The organism is Mesorhizobium abyssinicae, from assembly GCF_049887195.1.
Lineage (GTDB): Bacteria > Pseudomonadota > Alphaproteobacteria > Rhizobiales > Rhizobiaceae > Mesorhizobium > Mesorhizobium abyssinicae.
Map to the genome: position 1 here is coordinate 37,622 of NZ_JARAKC010000003.1, position 14,460 is coordinate 52,081.

The window sequence follows — 14,460 nt, forward strand, 5'->3', positions numbered from 1 at the left end:
CGGCAATGGTTCCGGAACTACTTCGCGGCGGCCGAGGCGATGGCATCCGCCAGGCCCTGGGCGCCGGCGCGGATGCGGTCGAGCGCTTCGCCGATCTCGGCATCGGTGACGGTGAGGGGCGGCAGCAGGCGAATGACGTTGTCGCCGGCCGGAACCGCGAGCAGATGCTGGTCTCGCAGCGCCATGTTGACCTTGGTGTTGGGCATCACGCATTTGAGGCCGAGCATCAGGCCGGTTCCCCTGATGCCTTCGAGGACCTCGGGGAACTCGTCGGCGACGCCGGCCAATCCCTGCTTCAGGAGCAGTGCCTTGCGCTGGACATCCTCGAGGAAGCCTTCCTCCAGCACCACGTCGAGCACCGCGTTGCCGACCGCCATCGCCAGCGGATTGCCGCCGAAGGTGGTGCCGTGCACGCCGGCGGTCATGCCGACCGCAGCCTCGTCGGTGGCGAGGCACGCGCCCAACGGGAAGCCGGCGCCGATGCCCTTGGCGATCGCCATCAGGTCCGGGGTGACGCCGGACCATTCATGCGCAAACAACTTGCCGGTGCGGCCGATGCCGCACTGGACCTCATCGAAGATCAGAAGCAGGCCATGCTGGTCGCAAAGCTGCCGCAGCCGCTTCAGCGACTGCGTCGGCACCGGGCGGATACCGCCCTCGCCCTGCACCGGCTCGATCAGGATGGCGGCCGTCTCCGGCGTGATCGCCTTCTCGGCCGCGTCGATGTCGTCGAAGCCGACCTGGTCGAAGCCTTCGACCTTGGGGCCGAAGCCTTCCAGATATTTATACTGGCCGCCGGCGGCGATCGTCGCCAGCGTGCGGCCGTGGAAGGCGCCTTCGAAGGTGACGATGCGGAAACGCTCGGGATGGCCCTTGACGAAATGGTAGCGCCGCGCCGTCTTGATGGCACATTCCAGCGCCTCGGCGCCCGAATTGGTGAAGAACACCTTGTCGGCAAAGGTCGCCTCGACAAGCCGCTCGCCGAGCCGGCGCTGCTCCGGAATCTCGTAGAGGTTGGAGACATGCCAGAGCTTCGCCGCCTGCTCGGTCAGCGCGGCAACCAGATGCGGATGGCTGTGGCCAAGTGAATTGACGGCGATGCCGCCGGCAAAATCGAGATATCGCTCACCCTTGTCGGTGACCAGCCAGGTCCCCTCCCCGCGGTCGAAGGCCAGGGGTGCGCGAGCAAAGGTCTCGTAAAGCGCCGAACCGCTCATTATATGCGTCTCCGGAACCGGAAAATCAAAAAAGCCGCCAAAGCGGCGGCCTTTGCGGCTTATCGTGTTTTTCGGCCATGAAGTCAACGAAAACGTCGCGCATAGGCGCGCGGCACGCCCCCGACGGCATGCCGGTTCATAAGCAGCCGGCAAGTTGGGGAAAACCGGAAAAACCGATTCGTGTTGCCCTGGGGACTCTTGTCACCGAGTCAGCGCATGAGGTATTTGTAGTCGAGAAATAACTAGATTTCGTGCGGCGGACCTAATCACCCGATATATGTGGTGTTGTCTGCCCGGCGGGAGCCGGGACGGGAATGGATTCCGATCGCCGCACGCCTCAGCAGGAGCGCGGTCTCATGAACTGGACTGACGAGCGGGTAGAACTTCTCAGGAAACTGTGGTCGGAAGGGCTGAGCGCCAGCCAGATTGCCGCACAGCTTGGGGGCGTCAGCCGCAATGCGGTCATCGGCAAGGTGCATCGCCTGAAGCTGTCGGGCCGCGGCCGCGCGACGGCAAGCCCGGCGCGCCAGAAGAAGACCGTGCAGGGATCGTCCATCCAGAAATCGGTATCGCGGGCGGCGACCGCCACGCGCCACGTCACCACCTCGATCGGCGCGACCGCGCTGCAGGCGCAGTTCGACGCCGAGCCTGTGGCGCGGCACTATATCCGCCCGGTGGAAAACGTGGTCGTGCCGATCTCCCGGCACCTGCAGCTGGTCGAGCTGACCGAGCGCACCTGCAAATGGCCGAATGGCGACCCGCTGTCGGAAGACTTCAACTTCTGCGGCAACGACGCCGCCGAGACCGGCCCGTACTGCAAATACCACTCCCGCGTCGCGTTCCAGCCGGCGGCGGAGCGGCGCAGAAGCCGCTGAGCGAATAGCGAATAGCGAATAGGAACGGCTTGGCTTCCGTGACAGGGAGCAAGCCGTCTTTTTGTGTTCTCTATTCGCTACTTCCTATTCGCTGTTCGCTCTGCCTTCACAGCCATCCATTCTTCCTGAACCGCCAGTACAGGAACGAGCAGATCAGCGCGATCGCAACCAGCACGGTCGGGTAGCCATACTCCATATGCAGTTCCGGCATGTCGTTGAAATTCATGCCGTAGATTCCGGCGAAGGCCGTCGGCACCGCCAGGATGGCGGCCCAGGAGGCGAGTTTTTTCGAGATCGCCGTTTCCTGGCTCTGGCCGACCAGAAGACTGGCTTCGAACGCGAAGGCCAGCACCTCGCGCAGGCTGTCGATCTTTTCCTGGACCGTGCGAATGTGGTCGGTCACGTCGCGGAACAGCGGGTGCATCGAAGCATTGATCTGCGGCAGGTCGGCGCTGGTCAGCCGGCGGCAGACCTCGACCAGCGGCAGAGCCGCGTTGCGCAGCCGCAGGAGATCGCGGCGCAGCATATAGAGCCGCTCGATGTCGGAGCCGGTCATCGGCCTCAGCAGGACCTTGTCCTCGATCGCCTCGACCTCGTCCTCGATCTGCTCCAGCACCGGCATGTAGTTGTCGACGATGAAGTCGAGAATGGCATAGAGGACGAAATCCTCGCCTTTGGCGAGCGAATGCGGGCAGGTTTCCCAATGCTGACGGACCGCGGCATAGGATGTCGAGGGTCCATGCCTGACGCTGACGATGTAGCCGGCGCCGACGAACAGATGCGTCTCGCCGAAGGTGACGCGGCCGTCGATGAGCTGGGCGGTGCGCGCGACGATGAACAGGGCATCGCCATATTGCTCGATCTTCGGCCGCTGATGCGGATGCTCGGCATCCTCGATCGCGAGATCATGCAGATGGAACTGGGCCTGGACCCGCAGCAGAAGATTGCGATCCGGCTCCAGCAGTCCGATCCAGACGACATGGTCCGGCTTCTTGGCCCAGTCGCCGGCCTCCTCGATCGGTATGTCCGCGACGCGGCGGCCGGCCGTATAGACGCTTGAGGCGATAATGCCGGACGTCGGCGCAGGGGCCGGCGTGAGGTTCCGAACGTTTTCCATGGCAACCTCCTGAGGCACGGCCACTGATCAGGATTCAGGAACGTTCGCGGGAGCTTAGCCTAAATTAGCGCGGTGTTCGAGAGGCGGCCGTTCACTTCACCGGCAGCGTGCCGGGAAGCACGATCTTGTCCGTATTGTCGCCCTTCGGCCGCTCAGCCGGCATCTGGTCGCCGGTGACGATGTAGTAGATGGTCTCGGCGATGTTGGTGGCGTGGTCGCCGATGCGTTCGATGTTCTTGGCGCAGAACAAAAGATGCGTGCAGGGCGTGATGTTGCGCGGATCTTCCATCATGTAGGTCAAAAGCTCGCGAAACAGCGAGGTGTACATGGCGTCGATCTGGTCGTCGCGGTCACGCACGAAGCCGATCTTCTCCACCGAGCGCGAGGCATAGACGTCGAGCACTTGCTTGAGCTGCGTCAAGGCGAGGTCGGCGAGCGCCTCGAGGCCGCGGAACAGGCTGGTCGGCTGGCGCCCGTCGATGACGGCAGCCACGCGCTTGGCGACATTCTTGCCGAGGTCGCCGACGCGCTCGAGGTCGGCCGAGATGCGGATCGCGCCGACGATCTCGCGCAGGTCCGTTGCCATCGGCTGGCGCTTGGCGATGATGACGATCGCCTTGTCGTCGATCTCGCGCTGCCCCTCATCGAGGACCACATCGTCCCGGATGACCTTCTGGGCGAGGCCGGGATCGGCATTGACCAAGGCGGTGATCGCCTGCTCGACCATGCGCTCGGCATGTCCACCCATCGCAGCGATCCGCTTCGACAGGTATTTCAGCTCCTCGTCATAGGCGCTGACGATGTGCACGGACTGCATGGACGAAATGCCTTCCCCATGGTCTTGCGACCGAGTCGTTTCCTCGAATCCTGCGCTGATACGCTAGCCGGATGACAGAAAAAAGAAATGGCCGGTTAGTAGATAGTACGGCCTCAGGCGGACGGCAAATGGACCGAGAACGCCGCGCCCTTGCCGACTTCCGACTTGATCGACAGCCTGGCGCTGTGGCGCGTCAATATGTGCTTGACGATCGACAGGCCGAGACCGGTGCCCTTCTGGGTGCGGCTGCTCTCGACATCGACCCGGTAGAACCGCTCGGTGATGCGCGGGATGTGCTCTTCGGGAATGCCTGGACCGTAGTCCCTGATGGTGACGTCGATGCCCGGTTCGGGGTCGGTCCCGTCGCGCTCGATCGACACCGTGACGCGCCCGCCGGACTGGCCATACTTGCAGGCGTTCTCCAGGAGGTTCTCGAAGACCTGGAAAAGCTCGTCGCGGTCGCCCGGCACGTCGAGCGGGCCATCGACGAAATCGCGCTCGATGGCGACGCCGTTCTCACGCGCAAGCGGCGCCAGCGAGTCGATGACGCTGTCGATGGTCTGGCGCAGATCGACCTCGGTTCCCGGCTTCAGATAGGGCTTCATCTCCAGCCGCGACAGCGACAGGAGATCGTCGATCAGGCGGGCCATGCGGCCGGTCTGGTTCTGCATGATCTGCAGGAACTGGTCGCGCGCTGCGGGATCACCGCGGGCCGGCCCGCGCAGCGTCTCGATGAAGCCCGAGATCGAGGCAAGCGGCGTGCGCAGCTCATGGCTGGCGTTGGCGATGAAATCGGCGCGCATCCTGTCGATCCGGCGCGCCTCGCTCTGGTCCTTGAACACCAGCACATAGAGGTCGGTGGCATGACCGACAGAGGAGGCGCTGACGCGGTAGGCGCGCTCGACCGGCAGCTTTTCGGTGTAGTCGACAATTTCGGATGCGACCGTTCCCGACAGGACGCTGTCCAGCAAGGCCTGCATTTCCGGGGCGCGGAACTTCAGCGACAGCGACATGCCCGGCGCGAGGCCGCCGAAGGCGGCGAAAGCGGCGGCGTTGGCATGGACGATGGTGGCGGTGCGGTCGAAGATGATCAGGGGATCGGCGACGGCGGCGGCGAGATACTCGCCGGAAAGGCGCTGCAGCCCGCCCGCTTCCATGGCCGTGGCGTCCTCGATCGATTGACGGGCGCCGCCCGACGGCAGCAGCGCCGCCGCCAGCAGCAGGACAATCGCCGCCAGCACCACATAGGCCGAAGCGCCGGCAAGACCATGAACGGCGAGGACGGCGACGATGCCGGCGGCGAGCAGCCAGCGGTTCGCCCACAGCCGCGCGGCCGCCGGTTGCACCGTGCCTTTGTGCTCCGCGTTCAGCTCAGCCATTCGCGCGCTCGCGCCCCATGCCTTTACCCCCTGTCGCCGGTCGCGAAACTTCCGCTTGACCGGCCTGGAGTGCTACAGCGTCATTTGCGCATCCAAACGGGGGCGCGGCGCCGTTGAGGCTCCCAATAGCATGAGTCCGCAAGCTGGAAAGGTTCGTCTCGATGAAAAAAGCCAAGGAAAGCCCCGCCCCGGCGCCGGCACCGGCACCGACACAGGGCCCGCTGAAAATCAGGATTGGCGGCAAGGAGCGGGAGTTCGACATCGAGAACCCGGTGCTTCCCGACTGGATCGAGGACAACAAGCTGACCGCCGGCGGCTATCCTTACGACAAGAAGATGAAGAGCGAGGAGTATGACGCGACGCTCGAGCAATTGCAGATCGAGCTGGTCAAGGCGCAAGCCTGGCTGCAGGCGACCGGCAAGCGGGTGATGGCGCTGTTCGAGGGCCGCGACGCGGCCGGCAAGGGCGGCACTATCTTCGTGCTGCGCCAGTACATGAACCCGCGCACCGCGCGCAATGTGGCGCTGACCAAGCCGACGCCGACCGAGATCGGACAGTGGTATTACCAGCGCTATGTCGCCCACTTCCCGACTTCCGGCGAATTCGTCACCTTCGACCGCTCCTGGTACAATCGCGGCGGCGTCGAGCCGGTGATGGGCTTCTGCACGCCCGAGCAGCACGCGAAATTCCTCGACGAGACACCGCATTTCGAGCGGATGATCTGCAACGAAGGCATCCATTTCTTCAAATTCTGGCTGAACATCGGCCGGGAAACCCAGCTCGAACGCTTCCACGACCGCCGCTGGAGCCCGCTGAAGAACTGGAAGTTCTCGCCGATCGACGTCGCCGGCATCAACAAATGGGACGACTACACGAAGGCGCGCGACCTCATGGTCGAACGCACGCACAAGGAGTTCGCGCCCTGGATCGTCGTGCGGGCCAACGACAAGCGACGGGCGCGGCTGGCTGTGATCAGGCGCATCCTGTCGTCGCTGCCCTATGACGGGCGCGACCTCGAAATCGTCGGTAAGGAAGACAAGAAGATCATCGGCGAAGGGCCATCATTCCTGGAGAAGTAGGCCCCGTTTCGCCGACGATACGGTGGCTGGCGGCCTAGAGCCGGATGATTTCAGGTCGACTCGACCTGAAATCTGATTCCGGCTCTAATCAAAGAGATAGAGCATGATGTCGTCCGAAAACCGCTTCACACTTTTCGGCATCATGCTCTAGGCCGCCAGCCGGGCAATGCGCTGCAGCCGCTTCAGGGTCGTGTCGTCCTGCAGCGCCTGCTGGAACAGCGATATCTCCTGGTCGATGCGGTCGCAGAGCGCGCCGGTGTCGCCCTTGAGCAGGCCGCGCGTCTGCAGGAGTGCCGCGACCGGCTTCTTGGCAAGCTGCCTCGCCCTGAGAAGGGCCGCTTCCTCGGCGCTGCCGTCGGCCACGATCTCGCCGACCAGGCCGAGCGCCTTGGCATCCTCGGCATGCAGCGTGTCGCCCAGGCAGAAGAAGCGGAAGGCGCCGGCATAGCCGAGCTTCTGCGGCGCCAGGATACTGGTTGCCGCGTCAGGCACCAGGCCGAAATCGACGAACGGCACCCGGAACGTGCTTGCGCGCGAGGCGATCACCATGTCGCAGTGGAACAGAATGGTGCAACCGACACCGACGGCATCGCCGTCGACACAGGCAAGGACGGGTTTTGGAAAGGTCGCCAGCGTGCGGAACATGTCGGTGACGGCGGCGATCAGCTCTCGATGCTTGGTGGCGTCGAGGAACTCGGTAAAGTCGCCGCCAAGGCAGAAACAGCCTGCCAGGCCGCGCAGCACGACGACACGCACATCATCGTTCACGGCGGCTTCGTGGAAGGTCCTGGCCAGGCTGGCATAGGCGCGTCTGTCCAGCACCGGCCGGCCGTCGTGCGAGGAGACAGTGACGACCAGCGTGTGGCCGCGTAATTCTGGTTGCGGGTGGATACTCATAACAAAACTCCAATTACGATGCCTGCCGCAGGCCGAGCCTGTCGGGATATCCTCTGGCCAGCACAGGGGCGAAATGGTTGCGGCGCGCGCGGACCACGTCCAACGTGTGTTCGGTGAAGGTGAGCAGCGTGGCGACGACCTGCTGGTTGCCGTAGGTGCGCTGGTAACCGAGGGGTGTCGCCAGGAAGTGCAGTTGCAGCGCGCGCAGCACCCACATCGGCTCGAACTCGATGATGACCTGGTTGATGTTGCGCTTGAGGCCCCATTCGACGAAGCCGGCGATCAGCTCCGTGCCGACCGTCGACACGCCGCGCTTGCCGTCCCGGAAGCCTGGCGCCACAGCGTAGCGGGTCAATTCCCAGACACCTGGCCCCGAGGGCGGCGTGCCTTCATAGAGGTCCTGCAGCACGTCGGTCAGCAGATGTGCCCGTGTCGTCGGCAGCATCCGCTGATAGCCGGCAAGCTCGCCATTGCGGATGACGAGTTGATGCACCGCCTCGTCGTGGTCGAACTGGTCGATCTCGAGGCCGTCGGGACGCTCGAGATCGGTCCAGCCCATCTCCTCGACGAAGATCCTGTAGCGCAACCGATGGACGGCTTCCCAAAGGTCGGGACGCTCCATCAATTCCTGGGTTGTTAGGGAAAAAAGCATTAGCCGTCTCCTGGTTTGAATAGGAAGATACGGCCGGGCTTTCCCGAAAAAATTACGCGATCGCGTAGGCAAGAATTTCTAGGCCAGCTCGGCCGACCTAGCTAATATAGCCGCGCCTAATCGCTTCGGCGACGGCTTGCACCCTGTTGACGGCACCGAGTTTGCTTTTGGCGTTAAGAAGGTGTTTCTCGGAAGTGTGTTCCGAAATGCCTAGAATTTGAGATATTTCCCATTCGGACTTGCCGACGGCAGCCCATTGCAGGCATTCGCGCTCGCGCGGCGTCAATTCGATGTGATCGATGGTCTTGGCGGCCATCGTATGGAGCTGCATGGCGCGGCCGATCGCATAGGTCGACGCCAGCGACACCATCCCGAACTCCGCTTCCGACAGCTCGACCGCCTCGCCGCCGAGCGACACCATGACGATCTGGCCGTCGAGCGTAATCAGCGGGAATGCCAGGCCGTCGCGCAGCTTGAACTCCCTGGCGTCGCCCATCACCTCGCCGCTGCTCTTGTCGATGCGGATGCTTTCCGAGGCCTCACGCCACTGGAACGGCGCCTGAAGCTGCTTCATGTGGCTGACGACGGGATCGTGGTCGACGTAGTTGCGCGCCACATAGCGCTCCAGCCATTCGCCCGGCCAGTCGCAGAGCAGCACGTGGTCCTTCTGCTGGCCGCGCGGCGTGCCCGGATGCGGCACGGTTCCGGCCATCAGCGCCGTCAGGCCGAAATTCGACGTGACGCCAAGCAGCCTTTCGCAGACCGCGGCCGCCGTGTTGGCGTGCTGCAGCTGATCGATGTATTCCAGTGTGCGATCAAAATGACCCATCGCAACATCTACCCCATGTTGCCTTCCGCATCAGAGATCGATGGTAGATGCCTGACCCGCGCTTCGCCATCAACCCCGGATTGCAAAGCTGCACCGCTTTAGCGACCGGGTGATTGACCCCCTTTCAGCCGGCGCCGCGGAGCGTATTTGCAAACTACCTAAACCATACGCTTAAATTCGCAGGTTGAAATCAAAAACCATTGTGCCGGCGCTATTTTCGTACGAAAAGCCCAAGGACATGACTGGGCGGAGCCTTCTTGTGACATTGCGACGGATGGTCATCGCCCTGTCGATGCTGGCGGCGGCGCAGTTTTTTGCCGGCGTTACATTTGCCGCCGAGCCGCAGGTGCCGGTGCTGTGGGACGCCAAGGAGCGGTTGCCGAAGCCCGACCTCTCGGCGTTGCCGCGCCTCAGGTTCCTTACCACCACCGACTTTCCGCCGTTCAACTTCCTCGACAGCGCGGGCAAGCTGTCCGGTTTCCATGTCGATCTGGCGCGCGCGATCTGCGCCGAGCTCGGCATCGCCGAAAAGTGCCAGATCCAGGCGCTGCCCTGGGGCGAGCTCGACGAGGCGCTGCAGAAGGGCGAAGGCGAGGCGATCATCGCCGGCATCGCCGCGACGCCGGAGACGCGGACGAAATACGCCTTCTCGCGCTCCTATCTGCAGTTCCCGGCGCGCTTCATCATGCCGAAAGCGAAAGCCTTCACGGAGCCGATCCTCGACAAGCTGCGCAGCAAGCGGGTCGGCGTCATCGCCGGCTCGGCGCATGAGAAGATGCTGCGCGAGTATTTCGGCACCGTTCAGGTCGTGCCCTTCGACGCGCCGGAAGCGCTCTATGGCGACCTCAAGTCCGGCAAGATCGACGCCGCCTTCGGCGACGGCATGCGCTTTGCCTTCTGGCTGGGCGGCACCGATGCCTCCGGCTGCTGCCGCTTCGCCGGCGGACCCTATCTGGCCCCGGAATATCTGGGCTCGGGCATGGCGATCGCCACCCGCGCCGGCGATCCGGCGCTGGCGGCGGCCATGGACTACGCCTTGCAGGAGATCTCGGTGAAGGGCACCTTCGCCGAATTCTACCTCCGCTATTTCCCGGTCAGCTTCTTCTGAGGACCGCAGCACGGCCAGGGCTTGTTGAGGTTGAGCTCAGGCCGCGCCGAAAGTGGTGGCTTCCGAGAACCGGAGCGGAGCGTACTTGAGTACCTGAGCACCGGAAGCGCTGGAGACCGCCATTCGCAGGCCGGCCTCACCTGAATATCGACCAAACCTAAGTCAGCGTGCGCAGACGCGCCTTCGCCGCGCGGGCGATCGCTGCGACGGTCAGCGTGTCGAGATCGAGCTTGAGACGGATCAACTGCAGCACCCGCACTTCTTCCATGCGCATTTCGAGATCGACGGCGGCGACCTCGAAAGCGGCGGCATAAGCGGTGTCGCGCAGCCGTTCGGGCAGCGCCCCTTCGACAAGTTCGAGCACGCCTTCCAGTCCGTCCTCGGCGTTCAACGCCTTCTGGCAGGCCTGAGCGACGGCAACCAGCCTGTCCTGGTTGAAATCCACGAACACCGGCCATGAGCGGACCACGTCGCCGATGCGCGCAAGCTCGACATCGGTCATGTCGCGGTCGGAAGCCGAAGTGATGACCATCAGGTAGATCAGGGCTTCGTGTGGCGTCAAAGGCATTCAAAACTCCTTGATAATGCGCCCCGAAGGTAGGGTCGCCAGGTGGACGCCGCAAGGAAAACCGCCGCAAATCGTTGACGCTCCGGCCTGTCGCGCCTAGAGGACCGGTTGAAAATCTTACCTCCGCCGGCAAGCCGGCCGATAGCTGGAACTTTTGACATGACGGGATCAAACATCATCGATCTCAATCCCGAGATGCTTGCGGCCGCCGCCGAGAGCAAGGCCTGGCCGTTCGAGGAAGCCAAGAAGATCATCGCGCGCTACAAGAACGCCGCGTTTCCGGACACCGTCCTGTTCGAGACCGGTTACGGCCCGTCCGGCCTGCCGCATATCGGCACGTTCGGCGAGGTGGCGCGCACCTCCATGGTGCGTCACGCCTTCCGCGTGCTGACGGAAGACAAGGTCAAGACCAAGCTGCTCTGCTTCTCCGACGACATGGACGGCATGCGCAAGATCCCCGACAACGTGCCGGACCGCGCGGCGTTGGAGCCGTATCTGCACATGCCGCTGTCGTCGGTTCCGAATCCGTTCGGCGGCGACTATGCGAGCTTTGCCGACCACAACAACGCGATGCTGTGCCGCTTCCTCGACACGTTCGGCTTCGACTACGAGTTCGCCAGCGCGACGCAGTACTACAAGGCGGGCCGCTTTGACGAGGTGCTGCTGCGCGCCGCCGAGCGCTACGACGAGATCATGGCCGTCATGCTGCCGACGCTCGGCGAAGAGCGCCAGGCGACCTACAGCCCGTTCCTGCCGATCTCGCCGAAGAGCGGCCGCGTGCTCTACGTGCCGATGAAGCATGTCGACGCCAAGGCCGGCACCATCACCTTCGACGATGACGGCACCGAGACCACGCTCTCGATCAAGGGCGGCAAGGTGAAGCTTCAGTGGAAGCCGGATTTCGGCATGCGCTGGGCGGCGCTCGGCGTCGATTTCGAGATGTTCGGCAAGGACCATCAGACCAACGCGGTGATCTACGACCGCATCTGCAACATCCTTGGCGGACGCGCGCCGGAGCATTTCGTCTACGAGCTGTTCCTCGACGAGAACGGCCAGAAGATCTCGAAGTCGAAGGGCAACGGGCTGACCATCGACGAGTGGCTGACCTATGCGCCGACCGAGAGCCTCGGGCTCTACATGTACCAGCGGCCACGGCAGGCCAAGAAGCTCTATTTCGACGTCATTCCGAGGGCCGTGGACGAGTACTACACCTTCCTCGGCGCCTATCCGCGGCAGGACTGGAAGGAACGGCTCGGCAATCCGGTCTGGCACATGCATGACGGCAACCCGCCGGCCATCGACCTGCCGGTGCCGTTCGCGCTGCTGCTCAATCTGGTCAGCGCCTCCAATGCGCATGACAAGGCGGTGCTGTGGGGCTTCATTTCGCGCCACGCACCTGGCGTGACGCCGGCGACGCATCCCGAACTCGACCGGCTGACAGGCTACGCGATCCGCTATTTCGACGATTTCGTGAAGCCGACCAAGGTTTTCCGCGCCGCCGACGACGTGGAGCGCGACGCGCTGGCGAAGCTTTCGGACGCGCTCGGCGCGCTGCCGCAGGGCGCCGACGGCGAAGCGATCCAGAACGCGGCGCTCAACGTGGCGCGGCGGATCGAGCGTTATCAGGACCATTCCAAGCAGAGCCCGGAAGGCGGGCCCGGCGTTTCGGTCGCCTTCTTCCAGATGATCTACCAGGTGCTGATCGGACAGGAGCGCGGTCCGCGCTTCGGCTCCTTCGCCGCCCTCTACGGCATCGCCGAGACGCGGGCGCTCATTGAGCGGGCGCTGGCTGGTCAGCTAGCGGCGTAAGGATCCCATCCTCTTCCTGCAGGATCGAACTCGGCGCGGAGGGCGCCGGGGGCAGGGCGGCAGGAAGTGACGGCACGCCCGAAAGATCCGGAGCCGCGCCGAAGATGCCTTTCCTTGCGGTGCGCGCTTTCTCGCCCGCCTCGACATAGGGCCCGCCTGCGGCGGCACGCGCCCAGCCGTTTTGCACCAGCCATTGGCCGACATCCTGATTGCCGACGCGGCATTCGGCGGAAATGGTGTCGCGGCCGCCCTCGGGCGGCACCGTGCAGACCACCGTGCGGCCGCGCAGGAAAGCGCGGAACGCCGTCCTGGCGCGGATGCCGCAGGCCCAGGATTTGCCCTCGTCGCCACAGGTCTCGTCCTGCCTGAGGACCTCGACGCCCGAGACAGCGACGGCGTAGCCTTTCGCCTCGATCAGGCCGGCGGCGGCGGCAACGGGCTGGAACAGCTTGGTCCCGTTCCAGTCGTCCGGCATCTTCAACTTGGGCGGCTTGAGCGGGCCGGCGAGCGCGAGATCGCTGAGCGGCGCGCGGGGCTCGACCCGCTCGAGCTCTTCGGCGGAAAGCTGCGGCGGCGCCACGACATCGGGATCGATCGCCCTGGAATGGGCGGGAGTCCTCACCGGCTGCGGTGCCGGAATGGCTGCCGTGGCCGGTGCTTCGGGCTGCATGTCGGCGTCCTGCCCGGCGATCGTGCCGGCGGCCGGATCGATCCGGTCAATCGTGACGACGCTTTCGTTGCCCTGCAGCGTGCGGCCTCCGGCGGCGACGAGCGCCGCCATCGCCGGCACCGCCAGAACCGCCACGGCAAGGTGAGGCAGCCGCACCTACTGGCTGGCCCAGACGATGCGCGCCACCCATTCGACGTCGCGCATCGGAATATCGCGGTCGGGATGATCGGGATTGAGGGAGACCAGCAGGATCGACTTCGCGGTCTGGCGATCGAGCACCTTGGCCATCACCTCGCCCGCGGCGGTCTTCACGACGACGCGGTCGCCCTTGCGCGTCGCCGCTCCCGGCTCGACGATCAGTACGTCGCCGTTGCGGTAGAGCGGCAGCATGGAATCGCCCTGCACTTTCAGCGCATAGGAGGTCGCGGTCGCCCGCGCCGGCAATTCCACCAGATCCCAGCCCTGCCCCGCCGGATAGCCGGCATCGTCGAAAAAGCCGCCGGCGCCGGCTTGGGCAAAGCCGAGCAGCGGCACCGAAGACCTGCGTGGCTGCGAAGCGGTCCCACCGAGGCCTTCGACCAGCCCGGTGAACTCCTCAAGCGAGGCGCCGGTGGCCTCGATGATCTTGGCCAGCGATTCGGTCGAGGGCCAGCGTGGCCGCCCGTCCGAGGACAGGCGCTTCGACTTGTTGAAGGCGGTGGAGTCGAGACCGGCGCGCCTTGCCAGACCTGACGCCGACAGCGAATAACGCTCGGCGAGTGCGTCGATGGCAGCCCAGACACGGTCGTGCGAGAGCAATCGAGCTCTCCTTCAAAACAGGAAAAAATGCCTCTTCCTGTCTACCGCGCAACCGCCCCAATGTCCACCGAGGAAGCGCGGGATCGCCAACGATCAGGCCTTTTTGGCAAGTTCCCGCAAATTCCGGTGCGAGGCCATGAATGCCTGCTCGGCCTCGGTCGGTGGGCGCGGCTGAGCAGAACGGCCAAGCGCGGCGACAACCTCGGCGATGTCGAGAAAGCGGCGATTGCGGTGGTCGTAGACGCCGCCGGTGGTCATGATCAGCGCGGCCGTATCGCCGCTGTCGAGGACGAAGCGGTGCCTGCCGATCACCGAGGTTCCCTCCCAGGTCTCGATCGAGGATATGACCTCGAAGCGCCGCCACAGCCGGATCTCGCGCACATAGGCCACCTGCAGCCCGCCGATCATCGGTGCCCAGCCGTTCTTGCGCGCCAGCGCGATCAGGCCGGCGCGCAGGAAGATGTCGATGCGGCCGAGGTCGGCGAGCATCATATAGCGGGCATTGTTGAGATGCAGGTTGAAATCGATGTCGGTCGGCAGGCAGCGGAAGGCAAGCCGGCTGTCGCCGCCGATAAGGTAAGGGCCACGGCTTCGCGCCGTGGCCATCATGCGCGCCATGCGCGCCCAGACATACATCCGCGTCGG

15 protein-coding genes are annotated in these 14,460 nt (G+C 64.4%); 4 read left to right on the forward strand and 11 right to left on the reverse strand.

Annotated features, from left to right (window positions below; translation table 11 throughout):
* Positions 1-17 precede the first annotated feature (17 nt).
* Positions 18-1,217: an aspartate aminotransferase family protein gene (locus PU724_RS08280; protein ID WP_127285236.1), complete on the reverse strand. Its 1,200-nt coding sequence runs from the start codon at positions 1,215-1,217 to the stop codon at positions 18-20.
* Between the two features lie 356 nt (positions 1,218-1,573).
* Between PU724_RS08280 and PU724_RS08285 the strand changes: the two genes are divergently transcribed.
* Complete coding sequence (locus PU724_RS08285) at positions 1,574-2,092, forward strand: GcrA family cell cycle regulator (protein WP_126056595.1); 519 nt, start codon at positions 1,574-1,576, stop codon at positions 2,090-2,092.
* A 106-nt stretch (positions 2,093-2,198) separates the two neighbouring features.
* Here PU724_RS08285 and PU724_RS08290 read toward each other — a convergent pair whose 3' ends face one another.
* The 3 genes from PU724_RS08290 to PU724_RS08300 form a co-directional block, all read right to left on the reverse strand.
* A complete protein-coding gene (locus PU724_RS08290) occupies positions 2,199-3,209 on the reverse strand; it encodes a magnesium and cobalt transport protein CorA (protein WP_127285237.1) in 1,011 nt (336 codons plus the stop codon).
* Positions 3,210-3,300: 91 nt separating this feature from the next.
* On the reverse strand, positions 3,301-4,026 hold the full coding sequence (phoU, locus tag PU724_RS08295) for a phosphate signaling complex protein PhoU (RefSeq protein WP_354420184.1): 726 nt from the start codon (positions 4,024-4,026) through the stop codon (positions 3,301-3,303).
* 113 nt (positions 4,027-4,139) lie between these two features.
* Positions 4,140-5,405 (reverse strand): ATP-binding protein, encoded by a 1,266-nt coding sequence (locus PU724_RS08300; RefSeq protein WP_354420185.1) that lies wholly within the window; start codon positions 5,403-5,405, stop codon positions 4,140-4,142.
* Positions 5,406-5,566: 161 nt separating this feature from the next.
* On the opposite strand from PU724_RS08300, the gene ppk2 reads away from it, so the two are divergent.
* Complete coding sequence (gene ppk2 / locus PU724_RS08305) at positions 5,567-6,484, forward strand: polyphosphate kinase 2 (protein WP_320255387.1); 918 nt, start codon at positions 5,567-5,569, stop codon at positions 6,482-6,484.
* A gap of 147 nt (positions 6,485-6,631) precedes the next feature.
* Here the strand turns inward: ppk2 and PU724_RS08310 are convergent, their stop codons facing one another.
* From PU724_RS08310 to PU724_RS08320, 3 genes are all read right to left on the reverse strand, one after another.
* Positions 6,632-7,381 carry an enoyl-CoA hydratase-related protein gene (locus PU724_RS08310; protein ID WP_135860467.1) on the reverse strand — a complete coding sequence of 250 codons (750 nt, stop codon included), beginning with the start codon at positions 7,379-7,381 and terminating at the stop codon, positions 6,632-6,634.
* A 13-nt stretch (positions 7,382-7,394) separates the two neighbouring features.
* Positions 7,395-8,033, reverse strand: a complete 639-nt coding sequence (locus PU724_RS08315; RefSeq protein ID WP_127286297.1) for an acyl-homoserine-lactone synthase — start codon at positions 8,031-8,033, stop codon at positions 7,395-7,397.
* A gap of 97 nt (positions 8,034-8,130) precedes the next feature.
* Positions 8,131-8,862: a helix-turn-helix transcriptional regulator gene (locus PU724_RS08320; RefSeq protein WP_127286296.1), complete on the reverse strand. Its 732-nt coding sequence runs from the start codon at positions 8,860-8,862 to the stop codon at positions 8,131-8,133.
* A gap of 292 nt (positions 8,863-9,154) precedes the next feature.
* On the opposite strand from PU724_RS08320, the gene PU724_RS08325 reads away from it, so the two are divergent.
* Positions 9,155-9,970: an ABC transporter substrate-binding protein gene (locus tag PU724_RS08325; RefSeq protein WP_426213160.1), complete on the forward strand. Its 816-nt coding sequence runs from the start codon at positions 9,155-9,157 to the stop codon at positions 9,968-9,970.
* A 157-nt stretch (positions 9,971-10,127) separates the two neighbouring features.
* On the opposite strand, the gene PU724_RS08330 is transcribed toward PU724_RS08325, so the two are convergent.
* On the reverse strand, positions 10,128-10,538 hold the full coding sequence (locus PU724_RS08330; protein WP_127222598.1) for a tellurite resistance TerB family protein: 411 nt from the start codon (positions 10,536-10,538) through the stop codon (positions 10,128-10,130).
* A 159-nt stretch (positions 10,539-10,697) separates the two neighbouring features.
* Here PU724_RS08330 and PU724_RS08335 point away from each other — a divergent pair, with 159 nt between their 5' ends.
* Complete coding sequence (locus PU724_RS08335; RefSeq protein ID WP_127391910.1) at positions 10,698-12,347, forward strand: lysine--tRNA ligase; 1,650 nt, start codon at positions 10,698-10,700, stop codon at positions 12,345-12,347.
* Here the strand turns inward: PU724_RS08335 and PU724_RS08340 are convergent.
* The 3 genes from PU724_RS08340 to PU724_RS08350 all read right to left on the reverse strand — a co-directional run bounded on the left by PU724_RS08340 (position 12,310) and on the right by PU724_RS08350 (position 14,451).
* Positions 12,310-13,173 (reverse strand): thermonuclease family protein, encoded by an 864-nt coding sequence (locus PU724_RS08340; RefSeq protein WP_354420186.1) that lies wholly within the window; start codon positions 13,171-13,173, stop codon positions 12,310-12,312. The genes PU724_RS08335 and PU724_RS08340 overlap by 38 nt on opposite strands.
* On the reverse strand, positions 13,174-13,815 hold the full coding sequence (locus tag PU724_RS08345) for a S24 family peptidase (RefSeq protein WP_127285343.1): 642 nt from the start codon (positions 13,813-13,815) through the stop codon (positions 13,174-13,176).
* Between the two features lie 93 nt (positions 13,816-13,908).
* Positions 13,909-14,451: a thioesterase family protein gene (locus PU724_RS08350; RefSeq protein ID WP_354420187.1), complete on the reverse strand. Its 543-nt coding sequence runs from the start codon at positions 14,449-14,451 to the stop codon at positions 13,909-13,911.
* Between the last annotated feature and the right edge of the window lie 9 nt (positions 14,452-14,460).

Excerpts from the sequence above, each read along its gene's own strand:
- phoU (WP_354420184.1), bottom strand. The coding sequence starts at position 4,026 with ATGCAGTCCGTGCACATCGTCAGCGCCTATGACGAGGAGCTGAAATAC.
- PU724_RS08315 (WP_127286297.1), bottom strand. The coding sequence starts at position 8,033 with ATGCTTTTTTCCCTAACAACCCAGGAATTGATGGAGCGTCCCGACCTT.
- ppk2 (WP_320255387.1), top strand. The coding sequence starts at position 5,567 with ATGAAAAAAGCCAAGGAAAGCCCCGCCCCGGCGCCGGCACCGGCACCG.
- PU724_RS08285 (WP_126056595.1), top strand. The coding sequence starts at position 1,574 with ATGAACTGGACTGACGAGCGGGTAGAACTTCTCAGGAAACTGTGGTCG.
- PU724_RS08300 (WP_354420185.1), bottom strand. The coding sequence starts at position 5,405 with ATGGCTGAGCTGAACGCGGAGCACAAAGGCACGGTGCAACCGGCGGCC.
- PU724_RS08310 (WP_135860467.1), bottom strand. The coding sequence starts at position 7,381 with ATGAGTATCCACCCGCAACCAGAATTACGCGGCCACACGCTGGTCGTC.
- PU724_RS08330 (WP_127222598.1), bottom strand. The coding sequence starts at position 10,538 with ATGCCTTTGACGCCACACGAAGCCCTGATCTACCTGATGGTCATCACT.
- PU724_RS08350 (WP_354420187.1), bottom strand. The coding sequence starts at position 14,451 with ATGTATGTCTGGGCGCGCATGGCGCGCATGATGGCCACGGCGCGAAGC.
- PU724_RS08290 (WP_127285237.1), bottom strand. The coding sequence starts at position 3,209 with ATGGAAAACGTTCGGAACCTCACGCCGGCCCCTGCGCCGACGTCCGGC.
- PU724_RS08320 (WP_127286296.1), bottom strand. The coding sequence starts at position 8,862 with ATGGGTCATTTTGATCGCACACTGGAATACATCGATCAGCTGCAGCAC.
- PU724_RS08280 (WP_127285236.1), bottom strand. The coding sequence starts at position 1,217 with ATGAGCGGTTCGGCGCTTTACGAGACCTTTGCTCGCGCACCCCTGGCC.
- PU724_RS08325 (WP_426213160.1), top strand. The coding sequence starts at position 9,155 with ATGCTGGCGGCGGCGCAGTTTTTTGCCGGCGTTACATTTGCCGCCGAG.
- PU724_RS08335 (WP_127391910.1), top strand. The coding sequence starts at position 10,698 with ATGACGGGATCAAACATCATCGATCTCAATCCCGAGATGCTTGCGGCC.